Annotated in this window: 17 protein-coding genes; 13 read left to right on the top strand and 4 right to left on the bottom strand. The window is 42.3% G+C overall.

Translation table 11 applies throughout. The features are described 5' to 3' along the window. Nucleotides 1–55 precede the first annotated feature (55 nt). Complete coding sequence (locus BACINT_RS24505) at nt 56–1,687, bottom strand: hypothetical protein (RefSeq protein ID WP_007661282.1); 1,632 nt, start codon at nt 1,685–1,687, stop codon at nt 56–58. A 321-nt stretch (nt 1,688–2,008) separates the two neighbouring features. On the opposite strand from BACINT_RS24505, the gene mnmG reads away from it, so the two are divergent. From mnmG to deoC, 6 genes are all read left to right on the top strand, one after another. After that, complete coding sequence (mnmG, locus tag BACINT_RS05695; RefSeq protein WP_007661280.1) at nt 2,009–3,883, top strand: tRNA uridine-5-carboxymethylaminomethyl(34) synthesis enzyme MnmG; 1,875 nt, start codon at nt 2,009–2,011, stop codon at nt 3,881–3,883. Between the two features lie 57 nt (nt 3,884–3,940). After that, nucleotides 3,941–4,465: an adenine phosphoribosyltransferase gene (locus BACINT_RS05690; protein WP_022392428.1), complete on the top strand. Its 525-nt coding sequence runs from the start codon at nt 3,941–3,943 to the stop codon at nt 4,463–4,465. Between the two features lie 26 nt (nt 4,466–4,491). Next, on the top strand, nt 4,492–6,327 hold the full coding sequence (gene uvrC / locus BACINT_RS05685; protein WP_007661278.1) for an excinuclease ABC subunit UvrC: 1,836 nt from the start codon (nt 4,492–4,494) through the stop codon (nt 6,325–6,327). Between the two features lie 107 nt (nt 6,328–6,434). Further along, a complete protein-coding gene (dtd, locus tag BACINT_RS05680; protein WP_007661277.1) occupies nt 6,435–6,887 on the top strand; it encodes a D-aminoacyl-tRNA deacylase in 453 nt (150 codons plus the stop codon). Beyond that, nucleotides 6,887–7,225, top strand: a complete 339-nt coding sequence (locus tag BACINT_RS05675; RefSeq protein WP_044154797.1) for a nucleotide pyrophosphohydrolase — start codon at nt 6,887–6,889, stop codon at nt 7,223–7,225. Before dtd ends, BACINT_RS05675 begins: the two co-directional genes overlap by 1 nt. Then, nucleotides 7,212–8,114, top strand: coding sequence for a deoxyribose-phosphate aldolase (gene deoC / locus BACINT_RS05670; RefSeq protein WP_007661275.1), 903 nt, complete (start codon nt 7,212–7,214; stop codon nt 8,112–8,114). Before BACINT_RS05675 ends, deoC begins: the two co-directional genes overlap by 14 nt. 280 nt (nt 8,115–8,394) lie before the next feature. On the opposite strand, the gene BACINT_RS05665 is transcribed toward deoC, so the two are convergent. Continuing rightward, nucleotides 8,395–9,369, bottom strand: coding sequence for a polyprenyl synthetase family protein (locus BACINT_RS05665; protein ID WP_007661273.1), 975 nt, complete (start codon nt 9,367–9,369; stop codon nt 8,395–8,397). 86 nt (nt 9,370–9,455) lie between these two features. Between BACINT_RS05665 and polA the strand changes: the two genes are divergently transcribed. The 3 genes from polA to BACINT_RS05650 all read left to right on the top strand — a co-directional run bounded on the left by polA (nt 9,456) and on the right by BACINT_RS05650 (nt 13,721). Continuing rightward, nucleotides 9,456–12,281: a DNA polymerase I gene (gene polA, locus BACINT_RS05660; protein ID WP_007661272.1), complete on the top strand. Its 2,826-nt coding sequence runs from the start codon at nt 9,456–9,458 to the stop codon at nt 12,279–12,281. Between the two features lie 279 nt (nt 12,282–12,560). Beyond that, nucleotides 12,561–12,953 (top strand): DUF3836 domain-containing protein, encoded by a 393-nt coding sequence (locus tag BACINT_RS05655; protein ID WP_007661271.1) that lies wholly within the window; start codon nt 12,561–12,563, stop codon nt 12,951–12,953. A 144-nt stretch (nt 12,954–13,097) separates the two neighbouring features. After that, nucleotides 13,098–13,721 (top strand): HD domain-containing protein, encoded by a 624-nt coding sequence (locus BACINT_RS05650; protein ID WP_007661270.1) that lies wholly within the window; start codon nt 13,098–13,100, stop codon nt 13,719–13,721. Nucleotides 13,722–13,856: 135 nt separating this feature from the next. On the opposite strand, the gene BACINT_RS23300 is transcribed toward BACINT_RS05650, so the two are convergent. Both BACINT_RS23300 and BACINT_RS05640 read right to left on the bottom strand, forming a co-directional pair. After that, nucleotides 13,857–17,246 carry a hypothetical protein gene (locus BACINT_RS23300; RefSeq protein WP_007661269.1) on the bottom strand — a complete coding sequence of 1,130 codons (3,390 nt, stop codon included), beginning with the start codon at nt 17,244–17,246 and terminating at the stop codon, nt 13,857–13,859. 14 nt (nt 17,247–17,260) lie between these two features. Then, complete coding sequence (locus BACINT_RS05640) at nt 17,261–17,479, bottom strand: hypothetical protein (RefSeq protein WP_007661268.1); 219 nt, start codon at nt 17,477–17,479, stop codon at nt 17,261–17,263. A 1,031-nt stretch (nt 17,480–18,510) separates the two neighbouring features. On the opposite strand from BACINT_RS05640, the gene ychF reads away from it, so the two are divergent. The 4 genes from ychF to BACINT_RS05620 all read left to right on the top strand — a co-directional run bounded on the left by ychF (nt 18,511) and on the right by BACINT_RS05620 (nt 21,521). Next, nucleotides 18,511–19,614: a redox-regulated ATPase YchF gene (gene ychF / locus BACINT_RS05635; RefSeq protein ID WP_007661265.1), complete on the top strand. Its 1,104-nt coding sequence runs from the start codon at nt 18,511–18,513 to the stop codon at nt 19,612–19,614. A 73-nt stretch (nt 19,615–19,687) separates the two neighbouring features. Beyond that, nucleotides 19,688–19,897, top strand: a complete 210-nt coding sequence (locus BACINT_RS24350; protein ID WP_007661264.1) for a hypothetical protein — start codon at nt 19,688–19,690, stop codon at nt 19,895–19,897. A gap of 52 nt (nt 19,898–19,949) precedes the next feature. Continuing rightward, nucleotides 19,950–20,873 (top strand): ketopantoate reductase family protein, encoded by a 924-nt coding sequence (locus tag BACINT_RS05625; RefSeq protein WP_007661262.1) that lies wholly within the window; start codon nt 19,950–19,952, stop codon nt 20,871–20,873. Nucleotides 20,874–20,948: 75 nt separating this feature from the next. Beyond that, nucleotides 20,949–21,521 (top strand): ORF6N domain-containing protein, encoded by a 573-nt coding sequence (locus BACINT_RS05620; RefSeq protein ID WP_007661260.1) that lies wholly within the window; start codon nt 20,949–20,951, stop codon nt 21,519–21,521.

Raw genomic sequence — 21,521 nt, 5'->3', positions numbered from 1 at the left:
ACCCTGTTTATCAGATATTTAAACAATAAACAGATAACATTCTTTCAGTAAAAGGCTAATTAGCAGTCTTCAATTTAATCCGGTGTCGCCTTTGAGCCACAATTTGCTTGTTCACATTCCCAAAGCAAAGGGCAATTGTAAAATCATCTAACCCACAAAGTGAAAGGCATGAGAAAAGACAATCATTCTCGGTATATTTAGGATAGGTTTGATACAAATAGTCTATATAACCCTTGTATATTTCCATAACAGTGGAACGAAGCTGCTTCTGTTCATCTTCCAACAAAATACGCAGTTCCTGTTTATTCTTAGTCTTTTCCTGATGACTAAGCTGTTCTATTTTCTTATAAATGGAGGTCTCTTTAAAAATAACATTGCATAATTCCGCCTTTTCATCGGCTAATTTTCTGATTTCGCATTCTTTTTGAGAAATCTTCTTTTTATCCTCTTCCTGCTCCCTCCGCAACGAAGAGACATAATATTGTAGTCCTACTATATCTACCTCCAATAAAGCCCTATCATACTTATGTTCCAATTCAAAAAAGTCTCTCCGACGTCTTATTCGCTGAATATACCAAACCATAGAAAGAATAACGAGCAAACACAAAACAGCCAGACCAATAAACAGTATCTGCATCTGCACTTTTTCTTTATAAACTTTCATTTTGGCCTCATATTCATAAATCTTCTGCTCCACTTCGGGATTTTGCTTATCGAGAATGGAGTTCATAGTCACAGAGTAGTTATCCAGATAACCTAATGCCTGCTGATAGTCTCCTTTCATCTCCATCACATCTTTCAAACCATAAAAAGCTAAAGCTTTTGTCTCTATCACCGTATCCTGTAATGCCTGTTTGAAATAGTAATCAGCAGAATCCAATTGTTCATGGTTCATAAATGCATAGCCTACCATAATTGCTGCCTTGGAAGCCATTCTTTTACCAAACGCCAAAGACTGTTTCCCGTAAAAAAGCATAGAGTCGACTTCCTCATAGGTACAACTCAGATTATGATTAGTCATTGATACGATCATTGAATCATTTTCTTCCAAAGCCAGCCCCAAAGCACACTTCATATTATCACGAGCACGCAGAGTATCACCTTTCAATAAATACCCCCAGCCTATATCATTAAAAACAAAACACAATCCCTTTTTATAATCGCAACTTATAAAGCAATCTTTCGACTTTAGGAACATATCCATTCCTTTATCTATGAGAACCTGCGAAACATACAAATTACCCAGATCTTCATAAATCATTCCTTTTACCCTTAACTCTTCAGCATCCGTATTACCAAGCTCTTTCAAAGCAGCAAAATCGCTCTCAATAGCTTCTTTATACATATTCATACGAAGCTGAAGGCGTCCTTTATACATAAAAGCCTTAGCACGATTGATGCCACTACCATAGTAATGAATAGCCTCATTAAGCAAAGAATCGCAAGGTAACAGAGAAAGATATTTCTTATCCATAGTTTCTGCCAAAAGCAATCCATAATGCATCTGTTCGGATTTGGTCAGAATATCCGGAGAGATGGATTGTAGAATCTGGTAACTACTATCGACAGAAGAATGCATTAATATTTCAGCACGCAACAATTGCTTATTCTCCACTTTTTTACTACAAGAAGCAAGAATCAGAATCAAACAAAAAACAGAGAGTAAGCCTTTCAATCGGTTTAACATAAAGCTATTCGGTTATTTGTCAACAAAGAAAACAAAAATAAAAAGAAATAACAACAGATAGATACAAAATATCGGGAGTATTCTTTTGTAGACGAAAAATGGAACAAAAAAGGACCAACTCCACTTCTTTCATCTCCGCATAGGAGTGAAGAAAATACGGAGTTGATACAGAGTCGGTGTAGTTCAGAAGTGTTTCTGACCAAAACGTATTTAAGGTTTTCCCTACATCTTGCCTTACCTTAAACAATGATAAGAAAAAGAAAAACTGGATGGGTAGCAGTTTTTTTCGTAACTTTGCACAGTTTTAAATACATTGAATGAATGGAGTTTAAATACGACGTTATCGTGATTGGAGCCGGACATGCCGGTTGTGAAGCAGCTGCAGCTGCGGCAAATCTGGGTTCAAAAACCTGTCTTATCACCATGGACATGAATAAGATAGGTCAAATGAGTTGTAACCCTGCCATAGGCGGTATTGCCAAAGGACAAATTGTACGCGAAGTAGATGCTTTAGGCGGATACATGGGATTAGTAACCGATCAAACCGCTATCCAGTTCCGTATATTGAATCGTTCCAAAGGTCCTGCCATGTGGAGCCCGCGTGCACAATGCGATCGCAATAAATTCATCTGGGCATGGCGCGAAATATTAGAAAACATTCCTAACCTGCACATCTGGCAAGATACTGTACGCGAAATTCTCGTTGAAAATGGAGAAATTACCGGGCTGACTACTTTCCTTGATGTGACTTTCCGAGCTAAGTGTATCATATTAACAGCTGGAACTTTCCTGAACGGGTTAATGCACATAGGACGTACCCAGCTTGCAGGTGGACGTATGGCAGAGCCTGCATCCTACGAATTAACGGAGTCTATCGCAAGACATGGCATCGAATACGGACGCATGAAAACCGGTACCCCTGTACGCATAGACGGACGAAGTGTACACTATGAATATATGGAAACCCAGGATGGAGAATGTGACTTCCACAAATTTTCGTTCATGGATACTAGTGTGCGTCACCTGAAACAACTCCCGTGCTGGACTTGCTTTACGAACGAAGAAGTGCATCGTGTGTTACGTGAGGGTCTGCCAGATTCTCCCCTTTTCAACGGGCAGATTCAAAGTATAGGCCCCCGCTATTGCCCCAGCATTGAGACCAAGATTGTGACCTTTCCTGATAAGGAACAGCATCAACTTTTCCTGGAACCGGAAGGAGAGACAACACAGGAACTTTACTTGAATGGTTTCTCTTCATCACTTCCGATGAATATACAAATAGAAGCTTTAAAGAAAGTCCCTGCATTTAAAGATCTGGTGATTTACCGTCCGGGGTATGCCATTGAGTATGATTACTTCGATCCTACCCAACTTAAACATACGTTGGAATCGAAAAGAATCAAGAACTTATTCTTTGCCGGACAAGTAAATGGAACCACCGGATACGAAGAAGCTGCCGGACAAGGAATCATAGCCGGTATCAATGCACATATTAATTGCCATGGCGGAGAACCTTTTACGCTGGCACGCGATGAAGCATATATCGGCGTATTGATCGATGACTTAGTAACAAAAGGTGTGGATGAGCCTTATCGTATGTTTACTTCACGTGCGGAATATAGAATATTGCTGCGCATGGACGACGCGGACATGCGACTCACTGAAAAAGCATGGAAGCTCGGATTAGTGAAAGAAGACCGCTATGAACTACTGAAGCGGAAACGTGAAGCTATCAGTAATATTGTAGAATTTACCCGAAACTATTCGATGAAACCGGCATTAATAAATCCGGTTCTCGAACAGTTAGGAACTACTCCCCTGCGCCAGGGATGCAAATTAATAGATTTGATAAACCGTCCGCAAGTCACTCTTGAAAATATGGCGGAACACGTCGACGCTTTCCGCCGGGAGCTGAATAAGGTTACCGAAAGAAAAGAGGAAATCATCGAGGCTGCCGAGATCCTTATTAAATATGAAGGCTATATCGGGCGGGAACGAATTATAGCAGATAAGCTTGCCCGTCTGGAAAGTATAAAAATCAAAGGGAAGTTTAACTATAATTCCATTCAATCCCTTTCCACCGAAGCAAGACAGAAGTTGGTAAAGATTGACCCGGAAACCATTGCTCAAGCAAGCCGAATTCCGGGAGTGTCTCCAAGCGATATTAACGTCCTGCTGGTACTTTCGGGCAGATAACGCAGAACGTTCCACGTGAAACAAAAGAATTCAATAAACGCATTAAAAATACTGATTATGAGCAAAGAAACTCTTGCTAAAAGCATTCGGGAGATTCCCGATTTCCCAATACCGGGGATTCTATTTTACGACGTGACTACATTGTTCAAAGATCCTGCAAGGCTACAGGAACTTTCGGACACATTGTACGAGATGTACAAAGACAAAGGTATCACAAAAGTTGTAGGTATTGAATCAAGAGGCTTCATTATGGGCCCTATCCTCGCCACTCGTTTGGGCGCAGGATTCATTCCTATCCGCAAACCGGGGAAACTTCCGGCAGAAACCATTGAAGAAAGCTACGATAAGGAATACGGGAAAGACACAATTCAGATACACAAGGATGCTTTGAACGAAAACGATGTGGTTCTGCTCCACGACGATTTATTGGCTACAGGTGGAACAATGGAGGCTGCTTGCAAGTTAGTACAGAAGATGAATCCAAAAAGAATTCATGTTAACTTCATTATCGAGTTGAAAGAATTGCACGGAAAAGATTTATTCAATAAAGATGTAGATGTACAATCAGTACTTTCTCTATAAACAGATAGAATAGCCTCAAGCAATATATGGAGAATAACCCGGAACTTAAAACCAGCGAATATTTGAAAGGGATAGTATTAAACCTTCCCGAAAGCCCCGGTATTTATCAATATCTGAATACCGAAGGAGTTATTATATACGTAGGTAAAGCAAAGAACCTGAAACGCCGGGTTTCCTCCTATTTCAATAAAGAGCACGAACCGGGAAAAACAAGAGTACTCGTCAGCAAGATCGCAGATATACGTTATATCGTAGTAAATACAGAAGAGGACGCATTGCTGTTAGAAAACAATCTGATAAAGAAATATAGACCGCGATACAACGTTTTATTGAAGGATGATAAGACATATCCATCTATCTGCGTTCAAAACGAATATTTTCCCCGTGTATTTAAGACTCGCAAGATTATACGCAACGGTTCCTCCTACTATGGCCCTTATAGCCATATACCTTCCATGAATGCATTGCTCGACCTGATCAAGCATTTATATCCGTTGCGCACCTGTAGCCTGAATCTTTCGCCCGAGAATATCAATGCAGGCAAATTCAATGTATGTCTGGAGTATCACATCAAGAACTGCGCCGGTCCTTGCATCGGAAAACAATCATTGGATGATTACTTGAAAAATATTGGTGAAATCAAGGAAATCCTCAAAGGAAACACGCAGGAGATACAACGCCATTTATTCCAGCAAATGCAAGAATTGGCAACCGACATGAAGTTTGAAGAAGCACAGAAGGTGAAAGAAAAGTATATGCTGATTGAGAATTATCGCGCTAAATCAGAAGTTGTAAGCAATATACTGCACAATATCGACGTATTCTCCATCGAAGAAGATAGCGACGAAAAATCAGCATTCGTCAACTATCTGCATATTACGAACGGAGCCATCAACCAAGCATTTACATTTGAGTATAAGAAACGCCTTAACGAGACCAAAGAAGAGCTTCTCGAACTGGGTATCATCGAGATGAGAGAACGATACAAAAGCCTTTCACGCGAAATTATCGTGCCGTTTGAGGTCGATATGGAACTAAAGGATGTGGTTTTCACAATCCCCCAGCGAGGAGACAAGAAAAAACTGTTGGACCTTTCTATTCTGAATGTAAAACAGTACAAGGCAGATCGTATGAAGCAGGCTGAGAAGTTGAATCCTGAACAACGGAACGTTCGTCTGATGAAAGAAATACAGGATGAGCTGCACCTCGACCGCCTGCCCATGCAAATAGAATGTTTTGATAACTCAAATATCCAAGGTTCCGATCCCGTTGCTGCCTGTGTAGTTTTCAAGAAGGCCAAACCCTCTAAACAGGACTATCGGAAGTATAATATCAAAACCGTAGTAGGTGCAGACGACTATGCTTCCATGAAAGAAGTCGTAAAACGCCGTTATCAGCGTGCTATTGAGGAAAACGCTCCTCTACCCGACCTCCTTATCACCGATGGTGGAAAAGGGCAAATGAGTGCCGTAAAAGAAGTCCTAGACGAACTAAATCTGAATATACCTATTGCCGGGCTTGCCAAAGACGGTAAACACCGCACATCAGAATTATTGTACGGTTTTCCACCACAGACCATCGGACTGAAGCAAAACACTCCCCTTTTCCGTCTTCTGACACAGATACAGGACGAGGTACACCGATTTGCCATTACTTTCCATCGGGATAAACGCAGTAAACGGCAGATAGCGTCTGAATTGGATGAGATAAAAGGTATCGGAGAGAAAACAAAAGCTGCCCTTCTAAAAGAGTTTAAGAGCGTAAAACGCATTAAAGAAGCATCCTTGGAGGCACTTGCAAAGGTGACAGGAGAGGCAAAAGCAAAAGTTATTAAAGAATACTTCAGACAGGCCACAAGCTAAATCTTCTATCGATTAAAAATGAATCATACACTCAAATTACAGACAATCACGAATTTATTCGTAACTTTGCACACCGGAAAAGATTAAAAAGATTAGGATAAAAGAACATGAGAGTAGTCATACAACGTGCCGGACACGCTTCTGTTACTATTGACGGAACGTGTAAATCCGCTATAGGAAAAGGACTTTTAATATTGGTAGGTATTGAGGAGACAGACGGACAGGAAGACATTGACTGGCTTTGCAAAAAAATTGTCAATCTGCGTGTCTTCGACGACGAAAACGGAGTTATGAACAAATCGATCCTCGACATTAACGGTGAGATACTGGTAATCAGTCAGTTCACTCTGCATGCCTCTATAAAGAAGGGGAACCGTCCCTCCTATATACGGGCGGCAAAACCCGAAATTTCAATCCCTTTGTATGAACAGTTTTGCAGGGAATTGAGTTCTTCTTTAGGTAAAGAGATAGGTACCGGAGAATTTGGCGCCGATATGAAGGTAGAATTATTGAACGATGGTCCTGTGACCATCTGTATGGATACAAAAAACAAGGAATGATGACATTAGAAGAGGCTCAGCATCAAGTAGATTGCTGGATTAAGAAGTATGGAGTACGCTACTTCAGCGAACTCACCAATATGGCTGTTCTTACCGAAGAAGTCGGAGAACTGGCCCGAGTGATGTCCCGTAAATACGGTGACCAATCCTTTAAAGAAGGAGAAAAAGATAACATTGACGACGAGATAGCAGATGTCCTGTGGGTACTCCTCTGCATTGCCAATCAAACAGGCGTAAACGTCACTGAAGCGTTTGCCCGGAATCTGGAGAAGAAAACCCAACGGGATAGCGTCCGACATATAAATAACCCTAAATTGCAAGACCATGGAGAAGAATGAACCTACGCAGAACAAGTATGATGCCGCTTTGGCAAAGTATAACACACAACTGGATGATGCAGAAATAGCTGCAAAAGTAGCGAAGCTCATCGCAGAAAAAGTACCTGGAAACCATACGGAAGAAGTTAAGAAATTCTTGTTTCACTGCATTGATCTCACCACGCTGAACACCACGGACAGCGATGAAAGCGTAATGAAATTTACACAAAAAGTGAATCAATTCGACAATGAATTCCCCGATTTAAAGAACGTAGCTGCCATTTGCGTTTATCCAAATTTTGCAGAAATCGTAAAGGATACCCTGGAAGTGGAAGACGTAAAAATAGCTTGTGTTTCGGCTGGCTTCCCCTCTTCGCAGACTTTTACGGAAGTAAAGGTAGCAGAAACTGCTATGGCATTGATGGAAGGTGCAGATGAAATAGACATTGTTATCTCTGTAGGTAAATTCCTGAGTGGAGACTATGAGAGCATGTGTGAAGAAATTCAGGAACTGAAAGATGTCTGCAAAGAACATCACATGAAGGTTATTCTGGAAACAGGAGCACTGAAAAGCGCTTCCAACATTATGAAAGCCTCTATCCTATCCATGTATTCAGGAGCAGATTTCATCAAAACCTCTACCGGGAAACAGCAACCTGCCGCAACCCCGGAGGCCGCTTACGTAATGTGCCAGGCCATTAAAGAATATTACGACAAGACTGGTAACAAAGTCGGCTTCAAGCCTGCCGGAGGAATCAACACCGTAAATGACGCAGTTATTTACTATACGATTGTCAAAGAGATACTTGGAGAAGAATGGCTTGACAATCAATGGTTCCGTTTAGGTACCAGTCGTCTGGCTAATCTTTTACTTTCTGAAATTAAAGGCGAGGAAATGAAATTCTTCTAGAAGCAAAGCTAATATACAAAGATGCCTGATAGGAAGCAAACCTTTCCTATCAGGCATTTCTATTTATCTGACTATTTTAACGCATCCATCGTAAAACTTACAAGCCAAACGTAAAACGCCACAGCCAATAAGGACACAGGAATAGCCCAATACAACTTTTTAAACATACTTCTTGTAATAAATGCATAAGTCATACGAAGCACACTTAGTATAGGATGTGCAGCAATGAGCAAAAATAATGCTTTGCAAATAAGAAGGAGATTACTTTCCATGCAACAAATCACTTATCCCTATCCACCACATAATTGAGGTAAGCCACAAGTGCAGTTTTAACGTCCGTATCCGGCAAAGTTAGCAACAAAGACAGGGCCTTTTCTTTAAAAGCAAGCATAGTCTGCACAGCATACTCAATGCCGCCCTGCTGCTTGGCAAACTCAATTAAATAGTCGATTTCATCGGTAGTAGCCGAACCACTCTTCACCTTTACGGCAATTTCTTCGGCAGCTTTATCTTTGGTTGAATTCAGAGCATAAAGAACAGGAAGGGTCAATTTTCCCTCTAACATATCATTTCCTGTCGGCTTACCTATCTTCTTGCTGTCATAGTAATCAAAAATATCGTCTTTAATCTGAAAACAAAGACCGATATATTCACCGAACTGACGTGCAAATTCAGCCTGTTCATCGGTCACCCCTACCGAAAGAGCCCCGGATTTGGTACAAGCAGCAAAGAGCACAGCCGTTTTCTTACGGATTACATCAAAATAAACTTCTTCTGAAAACTGAAGACTGCTCACATTGGAAAGTTGGAGAAGCTCCCCTTCTGACAAATTCTGTCCCAGACGGGAAACCACCTCAATAATAGCATAATTATGCGTTTTGCCTACTTGCACAAGTGAAGTTGCCAGCAAATAATCGCCCACCAATACTGCTACCTTATTATTATAGATTGCATTTACCGATAACTGACCACGACGTTCAGTGCTCTCATCCACCACATCGTCATGGACCAAACTGGCTGTATGCAATAATTCAAGGGATACCGCTGCATGAAGTGTTTCGGGACAGATCCTGCCATACAGTTTTGCCATAAGTAACAGCAACATCGGACGCATCATTTTCCCATTCTTTTGTCGAATATGAGATATAACTTCATTCAACAAAAAGTTGGAACTGGTAAGTGAGCTGTCGAACAGTTTCTTAAAGTCATCCAGTTCTGCCGCTATCGGAGTTTTTATGAGTGATGAGGTGTCCATGCATCGCTATTTTCCGACAAAAATAGTAATAAAACACTTAATACGGTATTTTTTTGTACTTTTACCATGAAAAAAAGGATAAATATATGAATTCTGACGATAAATTGTTTCTTCTCGATGCTTATGCATTGATATATCGCGCCTATTACGCGTTCATCAAGAGTCCACGGATCAACTCCAAAGGTTTCAACACTTCTGCCATTCTAGGGTTCGTAAATACCCTTGAAGAAGTACTCAAAAAAGAAAATCCATCCCATATTGGTGTGGCTTTCGACCCGGCAGGTCCTACTTTCCGGCACGAGGCCTACGAACAGTATAAAGCACAGCGGGAAGAAACCCCGGAAGCAATCCGTCTCTCCGTACCTATTATAAAAGATATTATTCGTGCCTACCGCATCCCTATCCTGGAAGTACCGGGCTATGAAGCGGATGATGTCATCGGTACGCTTGCTACTGAGGCAGGTCGCCAAGGCATCACAACTTATATGATGACACCGGATAAAGACTATGGACAGCTGGTATCTGAAAATGTATTCATGTACCGCCCCAAACATACAGGTGGTTTCGAGATCATGGGTATAGAACAGGTAAAAGCTAAGTTTGATATCCAATCGACCCAGCAGGTCATTGACATGTTGGGGTTAATGGGTGACGCATCCGATAACATACCCGGCTGTCCCGGCGTAGGAGAGAAAACCGCACAAAAGCTAATCAGCGAATTCGGCAGCATCGAAAACCTTCTGGAACACACCGACCAACTGAAAGGTGCCTTGAAGACTAAAGTCGAAAACAATCGCGAAATGATTACCTTCTCCAAATTTCTTGCAACTATCAAAATTGATGTTCCCATCAAACTTGATATGAAAGCACTCGTTCGTGAAGAACCCAACGAAGAAGAACTTCGGAAAATTTTCGAAGAGATGGAATTTCGTACACTCATTGATCGCGTACTCAAAAAAAGTAATGCCCCCTCTCCTTCTTCCGCTGCTCCCGATCTTTTTTCACCAGGTCCGCTTTTTGCCCCAAATAATGGCCCGGTTCAAGGCAATTTGTTTGAAGAATTTGCGGGCGACCGACTGGACGATGAAAAAAAATCGAATCTCGCGCGTTTAGAAACCAGCAATTTCGACTACCAACTCCTTGATACAGAAGAGAAAAGATCTGAAATTATTAAAAAGTTACTTACAACGAAAATTCTCTCAATAGATACCGAAACCACCTCTGCTGAGCCAATGGAGGCAGAATTAGTAGGAATGAGTTTCAGCGACACCGAAAATCAGGCCTATTATGTTCCGGTTCCACCCGAACGGGAAGAAGCGTTAAAAATAGTAAATGAATTCCGACCACTCTACGAAAATGAGAATTCAATGAAAGTCGGACAAAATATCAAGTACGATATTCTGGTTCTTCAAAATTACGGAGTGGAAGTGAAAGGTGAACTTTTCGACACCATGCTTGCACATTATGTATTGCAACCCGAACTTCGCCATAATATGGATTATCTGGCAGAAATTTATCTGCACTATCAAACTATCCATATCGACGAACTTATCGGACCGAAGGGAAAGAATCAAAAGAACATGCGCGACCTCCCACCGGAGGAAGTTTACAAATATGCTTGCGAAGATGCGGACATTACCCTGAAACTTAAAAACGTTCTTGAGGAAGAATTAAAGAAACAAGGCGTGGAACACCTCTTCTATGAAATAGAGATGCCACTTGTACGTGTGCTTGCCAACATGGAAAGCAACGGAGTGCGTATTGATACCGAAACACTGAAGCAAACGTCCGAACACTTCACTGTCCGCCTGCAGGAGATCGAAAAAGAAATTTATGAGCTGGCAGGTGAAACATTCAACATCGCTTCACCTAAACAAGTAGGTGAGATCCTGTTTGACAAGCTGAAGATTATAGATAAAGCAAAAAAGACAAAGACTGGTCAATATGTTACTTCGGAAGAAGTGCTGGAGAGCCTGCGCAATAAACATGAGGTCATTGGAAAGATACTCGAATACCGTGGATTGAAGAAATTACTGGGAACCTATGTGGATGCTCTTCCTCTATTGATCAATCCACGTACCGGACGCATCCATACTTCCTTTAACCAGGCAGTCACAGCTACCGGACGCCTCAGTTCCAGCAATCCGAACCTGCAGAACATCCCCATCCGTGACGAAGATGGAAAGGAAATCCGCAAGGCTTTTATTCCGGATGATGATTGCGAGTTCTTCTCTGCCGACTATTCGCAAATAGAATTGCGTATTATGGCGCATCTAAGCGAAGATAAGAATATGATCGACGCATTCCTTAGCGGCTATGACATTCATGCCGCCACTGCCGCTAAAATATATAAAATAGATATCAAAGACGTCACCCCCGATATGCGCCGTAAGGCAAAGACCGCCAATTTCGGTATCATCTATGGCATCTCTATCTTTGGCCTGGCAGAACGTATGAACGTGGACCGCAAAGAGGCTAAGGAACTGATTGACGGATACTTTGAAACTTATCCGCAGGTACGCGAATATATGGATAAAAGTATCCAAGTAGCGCGTGAGCAAGGGTATGTGGAAACCATTTTCCATCGCAAACGTTTCTTACCTGATATCAACTCGCGAAATGCAACCGTACGCGGATATGCAGAGCGCAATGCTATCAACGCACCTATTCAAGGAAGCGCTGCCGATATCATCAAAGTTGCCATGGCACGCATCTATGAACGCTTCCAAAGTTACAAATTGAAAGCTAAGATGATTTTACAGGTCCATGACGAACTAAATTTCAGCGTTCCAGAGGCTGAAAAAGAGTTTGTGCAACAAATTGTAATCGAAGAGATGGAACGCGCATATCGCATGCACGTACCCCTGAGAGCCGATTGTGGATGGGGAAAGAACTGGTTAAAGGCCCACTAAATCCAACTATAACTTTATTTAACTTACAATCAGAAAGCAACTGAAGTAATCTATTCAAAATACAGTTTGCTCACCAGAATATCCGGCAACATCGCTACCGGATATTTTTTTATCATTAATATTGGCAAAAAGAAAACATAACAAACCCATTCATGCTAACATTTTGACTATATTTAATCTATTTATCGCTATTATGTCAATATAATACGTACCTTTGCAGCGAATTTAATGACATAATGATAGAATATAGTAAGAGATAACTTAAAAACATATAGAACCATGAAAACAAAAGTATTTTTAAAAACAGTTGCATTATCAGCAGTTATTCTATTTGGTGGCATTGCAGCTTCTGCAGCTAACAAAAACAACCTCATTTACAATTCGGAAGAGAAAGATGGAGTAATGGTTGGACAGACCGTTTACAAAATGGACGGTGGTACTTTAGCAAATTATATGAAGCATAGTTATAAATATGATGACCAAAAACGCATGACTGAAAGCGAGACTATGAAATGGAACAGCGGAAAGAATGCTTGGGAAAACGACCTTCGCGTTTGCTACGCTTATCAAGGAAAAACTCTCACTACTACTTATTATAAGTGGAATAACAAACAAAAAGCATATGTCCTTGTTCCCGAAATGACGGTTACAATGGACAATCCAAATCTGTAAAAACAGCAGATACTCTCTTAAAAATCTAACAAACAAATTGAACAAACCGAAACCTTTATAAGTTTTGTACACCAAGTGAAAGCCGGAATACGTGATGTATTTCGGCTTTTTTCATAACTTTGCCTGCCTAAACAAAACCTATTTATGATACCTGCTACCCTCACCCACTACATTGAAACAGAGATTATTCCCCGTCACGAGCACTTTGACAAGGCACACAACCTCGCACACGTACGTACTGTTATAGAAGAAAGCCTCGCACTTGCCAAGGAATATAATGTGAACGAAAGCATGGCATATACCATTGCCGCATACCATGATACAGGACTTTGTCGGGATCGTGCTACACATCATCTCATCTCAGGAGAGATTCTGAAACAAGACAAAATGCTCTGCCAATGGTTCAGTGAGGAAGAAATAGAAACCATGAAAGAGGCGGTGGAAGACCATCGGGCATCTACCGATCACAAACCGCGAAGCATTTATGGCAAAATAGTGGCAGAGGCAGATCGTGTGATTGACCCCGTAATCACCTTACGCCGCACCGTGCAATACGGATTAAAACAGAAACCGGAAGCGGAAAAAGAATGGCACTACCAACGTTTCCGCCAGCATCTGATGGAGAAATATGCACCGGGTGGATATCTGAAACTTTGGTTTCCGAAATCAAAGAATGCAGAAAAGCTGAAAGAACTGCAAAAGATTATCGCAGACGAAGCACAGTTGAGGAGTATCTTCCAACAGTTGCTTGCCGAGGAAAAAGAATAAGGAATAGAGCCATATATAAAACAGAGAATATATCTCAGAATTTATGCAATTCTACCCTTTTAAAAGAAAAAGAGGATGTGTCAACTTGAACTGCTATCATATGACACATCCTCTTCTATCTGTTAAGTAATTATTTTAATCCTGCTTCTGAATGTATTTTCCATTGCTATAAGCATAAACATTGTCATTAATAGTAATGTCCATACTTGTAGCATCGCAATCTCCAAATAGTGGAGCGCAGACAAAACTACTATAATTACTATCATTTGCCTTACCAGCATCGCTTATAGTAAAACTACTCAGATTGACCGTACTACCATTATAGGTATAGGTTCCGCTGACCGTATTATTCTTAAATACGGCTGAATTCTTACTTGCCGTAACCCCGAAACAACCAAGGAATGGCGAGCTATAGTTTACCTTATTGACATATTTAGCATCAGACACCTTTAGCGTTATATTGCTTGTCTGGCAATTCTCTATGATGAATGATTTGGCTTTAATAATATACCCCGCCAATCCGGCAATGTTATAACTTCCACCGTTAATTGTAAAATCAGATACAGAACATCCTTTCAAATGGATATCTTCAGTATTGTTTCCATTCATATAAGACACAATACCTGCCAGTTTTACAGCACCATCCGTATCACTTTCCATATTAATCTCAGAATTGCTGACCTTTACGTTTTCTACCGTCAGACTTCCATTGGAAAAGCCTATTACGATGGCTGTCCATTTGGAACTTCCATTAATAGTGGCATTAGTGACGTTCAGATTCTTAACGACTGCATTTTGTACATTGCCCAACAGACCGGCTCCAGGATATTTGTGATTGACCGTAAGATTACTGATAGTCTTATTGTTGCCATCGAAAGTGCCTTTGAAGTATTTCACGGTTTTCACGTATTCAGCCTCTTGTTTATCCATGTTAATCGTTTTATGCGCTGAATTATCCCCTATTGGTTTCCAGCTTTTATTACCCATATCCAGATCATTGGACAGTTGAATCGTTTTTCCTTCAAATGTATTGTTCTTTTCTACTTGTTTTGCTATCCACGCCAGCTCGCTGGGAGCAGTGATAGCATAAATATTGTTTTCGCATTTCGGTTCAAAGGCGCAGCTGCCATCCCAGGGAATATTATTGACTATATTAAAGTCCGTACCAGCAACTAACGTTTTTTCTGTTCCGCTATTCTCCGTTACTTTGATCGTAAAATTAGGAACTGATTCCGGCTCTACAATACCGCACCATTTACAGCCACCCATCGGAACTTTCAAAGCAGTTTCATTAGTCAAAGCATCTGTAGTACAGTTCTTGATGATGACAGTTCGCGCCTTGGTGCCACTATTGGCAATATCGCCGATAAAGCCGGACACATATCCGTAAGTGTTATCACATTCACCGTTCAGGCTCAGAGTGATATTCTTTGTAGAACAATCCTCAAACGTCACACTGTCATACATGGAACCTACCAACCCTCCATACCCGAAGGATGCCGCTATAGAGGCCTTCTCTACTTTACAGCCTTTCAGTGTGGCCGTTGCAGTATTAGCTGCCGCTCCATCCGCTTCGATATAGCCAATCAGACCACCTACACGGTAAGAGGCTGCACCATGGGTAAAGATCTCCACATTTTTGGCAATGCAATTCTCATACTTGGTAACATTACCTCTTGAATAGCCCACCAGTGCGCCTACCCATTTGGGAGAAACTGAGGCATCGGGACGAATGGTTACTTTGTCCAGTGTGATATCCTTGATGGTGGCAGCACCATATACAACAGCAAACAGACCAATACAAGCCTGTGGGGTATACTTGGTTTCCTGCTGGTTCATGATATACTGGCTCATATTCAAGTTTTTAATAGTATGACTCTTTCCTTCGAATATTTTTCCATTGATAACCATACCCAACCACGGCTTATCGGCAAGGTCAACATCAGCATACAGAGTAGTTGTTTCAGCAGTCAATGTCACCGGAAGTGATTTGTAATTAACGTCGTTGGGGGCTGTCTTCGATTGATAAAATGCCAGTTGTGCAGCCGTATAGATATTACCGTTTGTAGCTTCCACCTGAGAGATTCCATCCCAAGTAGAAGTGAGTTTAAAGTTCTCAGGATTGGTTACCGCTTTGATGTTTGCGGCTCCAAAAGAAGCGACATCCACAGTTGCACTGTTACTGCCATCACGCACCAATTCTTCTACTGTTCCATAGATTTCTACGTTACCGCCTTTGATGATTAGTTTCTTAACCGTTACCCCAGCATTCACCACTAATGTTTGTTTGGCGGTGGTAACGGTCACTTCATTGTAGGTAGACGTTGCACCCACCGCACTCAATGTAACGGTTGTTCGGGGCATATCAATAGCGACAGAAGGGGCGCTGGTTCCACCGTCGCTTACCTCCGGAATTGCCAGTGAGACTTTGTTAGTGGCTATTTCTGCAGGGTCCGTCTGGCTTTCCTTATTCTTGTCCGTCAGTTGTAATGCCCCGTTGCTTGTGCCGGGGACTGAATTAAAAGCCAGATTAATATCGGAGTTCTTCACTACAGGTATCTCGATTCCGGTACTTTGTTCTGCTGTGGCAAACTCTCCGGTTATGGCAATGTCTGTAGTAGTTTTTTTCTCCGGTGCTGTCTGCGGAAGGTTACTACTATCTGCTAAAGCTTCGTTAAGTGCAGTTGGTGTGGTTGCCTCTACCGTAACACAGTCTAAAGCCGGAACTTCCAGCAAGTCTCTGCGGTTAAGCGTCTTGTCATTCAAAGTCTTGGTAAAGTACACTTTGTCGCTTCCATTGGTCAGTTCGGCTGTGATGAATTGATAAGTACCTATGGGTAATGGAATGTAGAAACTCCGTGAAGTAGTGCTTGATGAAGCATCGAAAGTAGCAGTGATAGTCTTGCTGGCTCTTTCATCCTTTATTGTCAATACAGGGTATTCCGCACTTAAGTCTGCCGTGCAAGTTCCCGCGATATTATTGGATGCGGTAATCTTGAAAATCGTGGCATCCGCCGGTATTTTGTTTACCGTCAGCTTAATCAAGGCTGCCATATGCTTGAAGGAAAGAGCACTTAAATTACCAGCATCCGTTACTTTTGCATACATCGGACCATTGCTCGAACCGGCATATTTTTTGAGGGTGGCGGGCAAGGTCATAGTCAACGCATTGTTGGTTACACTCATATCCGATTGATCAGGATAGATGGAGAAAGATGCAGTCTTGCCACTTTCTACACTTCCGGTGAAAGTCGCAGAGGTTGTTCCCACACCGCTTTGATAATTAAGCGTCGTTTTAGAATAGTCCGTACAGAACAATGCCAATGCATCGGTGGATTGCCATACAATCTGATATAGGTCGTTTACTGTGGTACGGGTATTGCCGCCTGCACCTTCAAAGGTGGCCATAATAGTGGTGTTCCCTTTCCCATTGGTCATTTCAAATTCGTCCTGACTGCAACTGAATACGGTTAAAGCAACAGTTGCCGTGCAGGCAACTTGCATGAGTTTTCGTAGTCTTAGCATAATAAAGTTCCTCCTTAGTTTTCTATGGTTAGAATGTCATTGATTAAATCTTCCAAATCACTGCTTGATGCAGAGCCATAGTTGCGTGTAGAAGTTCTGTTAGAGTAAGATTTCGTTTGAACGGGGTTGTAACCTTCGCTGCTTGCCGCGATTACACCTTCATTCTCCATTTTGATTACTTCCATGGAAGGGGCTTCGTAGGTCTCTTTCTGGGTTTGCTTGTCTGTTGTCATACACTTAATTGTTTAAAGTTTAACATAAAAAAACGTGAGTCGCCGTATCTGTTTACCCATACATCAGGCCTTCGCAATGCCTCACACCCGGATAAACAACAGCTACTCACGTCAATTATGTATATAGACGCACCACTCCTCTCGTGGAAGAAGATGCAGGTATATAACAAAGACGTGAGCGTTGTTATTATTATCTTCGAGTGTTAATCAAAGTTGCGAAGTTTGATGTATGAAGATAATTTCAATAACGCTTTTGTTAAATATAACAAGTTCACTACGCTATAGTGAACACTGGGCAAATATAGTTATAAATTATTTACCTTGATACATTTTGTCCTATTTTTATTTTAAATCACTCATCACCAGCCGTCTGATTCATTACCGTGCAGAAATGAACTAAATGCAATAGCTAACTCCTTTCTTAGGCATTCCTATGCTTTTTCCCTTCCAACGGTTAGCCTTTTCCTTCCGAACGCTTATTCTTTCCACCGTGGAGTTTCTTTCTTTCCACCATGGTGGAAAGAAAGTTTCCCCGTGATGGAAAGCAACTTTCTCCATGGTGGAAAGAATAAGTACCTACTACAATTTTCCTTAACCGTCGCAGCGAAAAGGGATAAAAGTGGCGATGCGGCAGCTTAACCTCTGAAACTTAATATTATTTATGCGGATCAGGAATTGGATTGTGTTCATATCGGGAAAGAAAGGAACAAAAGGAGTGATAAAGTGGTAAGGTGATAGGGTGATAAAGTAGCTGCGTTATATATCACAGAGTATTATTCCACTATCACTTTATCACCCTACCACTCTATCACACTTTATTCATATCCGGAAAAGCTATGAATATATTTTAGATATGGATTTCACTGATTAAGTTCTATTCCCGTTCCCTCAAAAACAAACCTACCTGCATTTACCACTAATCTCAGAGTAAAACCAATACCCCCAATGGTAAAAATGTACAATCCATAAGGCAATAAACAGAAGAATACCTATCTTTGCAGGCAGAAAACAAAGTAATAACGAAATAGATAATGGCTTTACAATGTGGTATTGTCGGTCTGCCAAATGTAGGCAAGTCGACGCTTTTCAACTGTTTGTCCAACGCAAAAGCGCAGGCGGCAAACTTCCCTTTTTGTACAATAGAACCGAATGTGGGTGTAATCACCGTACCCGATGAGCGCCTGACGAAGCTCGCCGAACTGGTACATCCGGGACGCATCGTGCCCACTACGGTGGAAATCGTGGACATTGCCGGACTCGTAAAGGGTGCCAGCAAAGGCGAAGGACTGGGTAACAAATTCCTCGCGAACATTCGTGAAACGGATGCTATCATCCATGTGCTGCGTTGTTTCGACGATGAAAACGTGACACACGTGGACGGAAGCATCAACCCGGTGCGCGACAAGGAAATCATCGACTACGAGTTGCAACTGAAAGACCTAGAAACCATTGAAAGCCGCATCCAGAAAGTGCAGAAGCAAGCACAAACAGGTGGCGACAAAACTGCCAAGCTGGCTTACGATGTACTGGTGCAGTATAAAGAGGCACTGGAACAAGGCAAAAGCGCACGCACCGTGCAGTTCGAGACCAAAGACGAACAGAAGATTGCCAAAGAGCTTTTCCTCCTGACCAGTAAACCGGTGATGTACGTCTGCAACGTGGACGAGGCAAGCGCAGTGAATGGCAATAAATACGTGGAAATGGTGCGCGAAGCAGTGAAGGACGAAAATGCCGAAATCCTGATTGTAGCCGCCAAGACCGAAGCCGACATCGCCGAGCTGGAAACGTACGAAGACCGCCAGATGTTCCTCGAAGAAGTAGGATTAAAAGAATCCGGCGTAAGCCGCCTGATTAAATCGGCCTACCAATTGCTGAATCTGGAAACCTTCATCACCGCCGGAGAAATGGAAGTGAGAGCATGGACCTACCAGAAAGGCTGGAAAGCTCCGCAATGCGCCGGAGTTATCCATACCGACTTTGAAAAAGGATTCATCCGTGCCGAAGTTATCAAGTACGAAGACTTCATCCAGTATGGCAGCGAGGCCGCCGTACGCGAAGCCGGAAAGCTGGGCGTGGAAGGCAAAGAATACGTGGTGCAGGATGGAGATATCATGCACTTCCGGTTCAACGTCTGATTTACAGAACTCATTATAAATCGTCCGCCAAGTGGCGGGCGATTTAATCACAGAATAATACTGCAAACCAACCATGAAGCAACCTTTCTCCACTCTGCTCGTCATGCTTCTGTGTAGTGTCGCTTATGCACATATCGCCATGAAAAGCGGTCTGCCCACCTATCAGAAACACGCCCGTCCCATGAGCCTGACACGCTTCTACCAATGGATGGAAAAGGCAAAGCCCGAATCCATACTGCACGGTAAAGAAGTCCCCGTATTGATGAAGCAGAAAATAAGGTAGGACGACTTTACTATATGAAAAAAGAAATCTACGTAAAATAGTACATTGCAAAATGGAAAACAATAATATGAAATACCTTATAGCCGGAACAGGCGGCGTGGGAGGCAGTATCGCCGCCTTTCTGTCCCTTGCCGGCAAATATGTGACCTGCATTGCCCGCGGTGAACATCTGGCTGCCATACGCGAACACGGATTGCGTTTGCACTCCGACCTGAAAGGCGAACATACACTACCCATCAAAGCCTATACCGCCGAAGAATATACAGGCAAAGCCGACGTCATCTTTGTATGCGTCAAAGGCTATTCCATAGATTCGATAACGGAGTTGATAAAACGCTCCGCCCACAAGAACACGGTCGTAATCCCTATTCTCAATGTCTACGGCACAGGTCTCCGCATTCAGCGCCTGGTGCCCGGAGTGACGGTTCTGGACGGTTGCATCTACATTGTCGGCTTCGTGTCCGGCAAAGGAGAAATCACGCAAATGGGCAAGATATTCCGTCTGGTTTACGGTGCACACAAAGGCACGGTTGTTCCCCGTGGAACGTTGGAAACTATACAACAGGACTTGCAGGAAAGCGGCATCAAAGCCGAGATATCTCCCGACATCAACCGGGACACTTTCGTGAAGTGGTCTTTCATCTCTGCTATGGCTGTCACCGGAGCTTATTACGATGTGCCTATGGGCGAAGTACAGAAACCTGGAGAGGTGCGCGATACGTTTATCGGACTGTCGCGCGAGAGTGCCGCACTGGGCGCTAAACTTGGTATTGACTTCAAGGAAGACATTGTAGAATATAATCTTAAAGTTATCGACAAACTGGACCCGGAAAGTACCGCTTCCATGCAGAAGGATATGGCTAAGGGACACGAAAGTGAGGTGCAAGGGTTGCTTTTTGATATGATTGCTGCCGCAGAAGAACAGGGGATTGATATTCCGACGTACAGGATGGTGGCGGAGAAGTTCAAATCTTGAAGTCGCAAATTGCGACTTCAAATAAGGCAGTAACCTATGAAATACTATTTATGCATCCCAACATAAAAAAGGCAGATGGAATTAACAGTAATCATACAGAGTAAAATATACGAAATAAGAGGGCAACAAGTGATGCTTGACAGGGATTTAGCGGACTTATACGGAGTCGAAACAAAAGTTCTCAATCAATCAGTAAAACGTAATATAGAACGCTTTCCTGACGACTTTATGTTTCAACTAACCAACGAAGAAACTCAAAATTGGAAGTCACAACTTGTGACCTCCAATTCTATCAAAATGGGATTAAGACGAAATCCTTATGCATTTACAGAATTGGGAGTCGCTATGTTAAGTAGCGTGCTTAACTCTTCAATCGCCATTGAAGTCAACATTGCCATCATGCGTACCTTCGTTGCCACTCGCCGCCTCATCTCTACTCCCCCCACAGATAGAATAGGCCAATTGGAGGAAGAACTGAAGGAACTCAAATCCTACATCGAAGAAGTCTTCACCGATTACAACGACATCAACGAAGACACCCGTATGCAACTGGAGCTAATCAACCAAACCCTTGCCGAACTGCAAGCCCAGAAAAGGCTGGCAGATAGCACCAGAAACCCTATCGGCTTTATAAAACCAAAACAATAA

This window comes from Bacteroides intestinalis DSM 17393 (assembly GCF_000172175.1).
Lineage (GTDB): Bacteria > Bacteroidota > Bacteroidia > Bacteroidales > Bacteroidaceae > Bacteroides > Bacteroides intestinalis.
This window is presented reverse-complemented; position numbering and strand designations above follow the sequence as displayed.